A 2,648-nucleotide genomic window follows, 5' to 3' on the forward strand; every position below is an offset into this window, starting at 1 on the left:
TGCGATCGCTTCTTTCCTGAACCATGTTCAGGAGAGTTCAGCGTGAATGTATCAGGCTCAACAAAGTACCTCAAGTCATCTAGGGAAGACTGCTCGACGAGTAGTCCTGGGATCCAGACTGGAGAGAGCGGCGGGCCAGCTTGGCATAGGTCTTCACCGTCTCGTAGGGCATCTCCAAATCAGCGGCGATCTGTTGTAAGCTCTCTCCACCTTCGCGGCGGGCCAGGATCGTCGCCCACAGTTGGGCAGTTTTTTCGGCGCGGGATCCCCCTTGTCGTTGCCGCTGGCTGAGAAAGAGGGCGCTCAGCTCCTCGATCCGCTGGGCCACCTGCTCTTCCCGGGAAGGGACAGGGGAGGCGGGTAGCTCTTCGGCCAACCAACCCAGGCGGGTTTGCCCTAGCCCAAAGGGGGTTTTGTGGCCGGTGCCGCAGTAGGGGGCGAAGTGGATCAGGGCCTGGAGCTGCTGCTGCAACAGTTCAGACGCGCGGGTGGAGACCGCCAACTGTACACAGCCAACGAAGCCCGTCACGGATCCCTGGCGACCTGCGGTGGTTTTGACCGATTCCAGACGGTGCCGCTGGATGACCACTTCCCCATCCACCCAATCCAGAAAAGGTTCTACCTCGATGGGCAGGCCGGAAAAATCGTTCCAACGGCGCAAATAGCTGTGGAACAGGTTGCGAGGCACCGGCAGCGGCAAATGGTGGCCGCGGTGGCGAAAGCTGGTGGGCGAGATGAAAGAGAGGCTCCAGGAGCGACGGACAAGGGGCTGCTCCAGCAGTTGACGATAGGTGCGCGGGGGGGCTGAGACCTTCCATCCCAGAATCTGCAGCGGGGATCCGCGCAACTCCAGCCAGGGGGGCAGCCGTCGGCACCATTCCCGCAGCCACTCCACCACTTGGGGGTTGAGGGCGGTGATCGACCAGCGGAAGGGGATCTGGGGCGGGATCAGCAGTCGCCCCCCCTGCTCGCGGAAGGGCCCCATCAGCCGGGAGAGGGTAAAGGGTTTTTCCGATTCTCCGTCGTGCAAATAGGCAGATAGCTGCGGATCCATCTGCTGCACCTCGCCCAAAAACCAGGCGTGCAGCCCCTTAGCATAGTGGGGATCCAACAGGTAGGGCTGAGGGGCCTGCACTTCCAGGGCGATCCCCACCAGCTCGGATCCCGCCGGCCACTTGCTGTTTTCTGCTCCGGCGACGGGTGGCTCTGAAAAACTCAACTTGGTCAGCATAGGCCCATCCCATTTCTGCTCATCCCCAGTCAATAGCAGCCCCTATCCAAAATCAACCTAGAGCCACTTTTCCTTTGAGAGGATTTGAGAAGGGATCCCTTCCAATTTGCTTTACCTTTAAATCGCTGGCTGGGCCAACCGAAAAAAGTCTTGAATCTGTTGGCAATGAATCCAAATCGGCCTATACTGTCTCCCAGTCTGGAACTGCAAAATGCAACCATCAGTCACTGCCATGGCCTCTCTCTGTCGGCTGCGATTCTCTGCCCGCGTGGCTGCTATTGCCGACGCCGTCTTTTTGAAGCGCCTTTGGTTTTGATGAAGGATTTGTGAAGTTCAAGGATCGCTCCAGTCAAAAGTCAGGGCCGGATTTGCCCGCCAGCACAGCAGCTGCGTTCTATATCTTCTTTTTTGCCAGGTGTTGCCCATGACCGCTACCTCCTCTGCCTCCCCCGTGCCCATCGCCTTGGCCTGGTGCCTGGCCTGGGGAGAAGGGCGGGATCCCCAATTTCCCTTGCCGATTCTGCAGCAGATGTGCGCAGCCATCCGCACCGACGACGCAGCCGGGATCCCGGAGGCGCTGCAGCCCCTCTGGGCGCAGGTGCGCCAATTTCAGGAGAGCGTGGCGGCCACAACCTTTCCCAAAACCTTGGCAGAGTTGCAATCGCGCTATCCGGAGCTGTGGCGGCAGACCAGCCGCATCGGCTTGGTTTACGGGGGGGCTACCAAGATCAAGGGCTACGTCTTCGAGTCCGCCAAACTGCCGGAAATTCGCGGCGCCTCGGCCCTGTTGGATCGCATTAACCTGGTGGATCTGCCCGCCTTTTTTGGGGATCCCGAGCAAACCTACTTGGGGTGGAAAGCCTTGGGGAAGGAGTCTCAAGCAGAGCTGGAGGCCTACGTGAACCGGCGGGTTCGGCCCTGGCTGCAGCAGCACTATCCGGCTTTGGCGCAGGCTCTCATTCCGGAGCTCCTCATCTACTCCACCGGCGGCAACCTCTTGGCCTTCTGTCCGGCGGCCTATGTGGACGACCTCTGCGAGGCCATCGAGCGCCGCTACACCGAAGAAACCCTCACCGCCAACGCCTGTGCCGTGGGATCCGCCTTTCGGCTGCTGGAGCTGCGCTACGGCCTGCTGCGGGATCCCATCGAGCGCACCCCCTGGCTGGACTGGCTGGCCCAACACCAGGCCCACCCTCTGGTGAGGGCCTACTTTGGAGATTGCAGCGAAGCCAGCTTCCAGGCCCGCAAAAGTTTCAACGAGCTGGTGGGCCACCTGGCTGCCCGCTTCCAGCACCGCCGCAACGGCAATCCGGATCCCGGTCGTCCCAGCCGCGCCCATCCCGCCTGTTTTGAAACCCACCCCTACCTGCGCCGCGCCACCCCCCACCGCCGCCCGGCCCTCGCCCGGGGGCTTATA

At 61.4% G+C, this 2,648-nt stretch carries 1 protein-coding gene and 1 pseudogene; one reads left to right on the plus strand and one right to left on the minus strand.

Annotated elements, in window-relative coordinates:
• Positions 1–79: 79 nt before the first annotated feature.
• Entirely contained in the window at positions 80–1,231 is a 1,152-nt protein-coding gene (gene cas6, locus NW846_RS12465) for a CRISPR-associated endoribonuclease Cas6 (protein WP_414348499.1), read from the minus strand.
• Between the two features lie 424 nt (positions 1,232–1,655).
• On the opposite strand from cas6, the pseudogene NW846_RS12470 reads away from it, so the two are divergent.
• Positions 1,656–2,648, plus strand: a pseudogene (locus NW846_RS12470) (hypothetical protein); the annotation flags it as partial.

The organism is Synechococcus sp. W60.3 (assembly GCF_047502615.1).
Classification (GTDB): Bacteria; Cyanobacteriota; Cyanobacteriia; order Thermostichales; family Thermostichaceae; genus Thermostichus.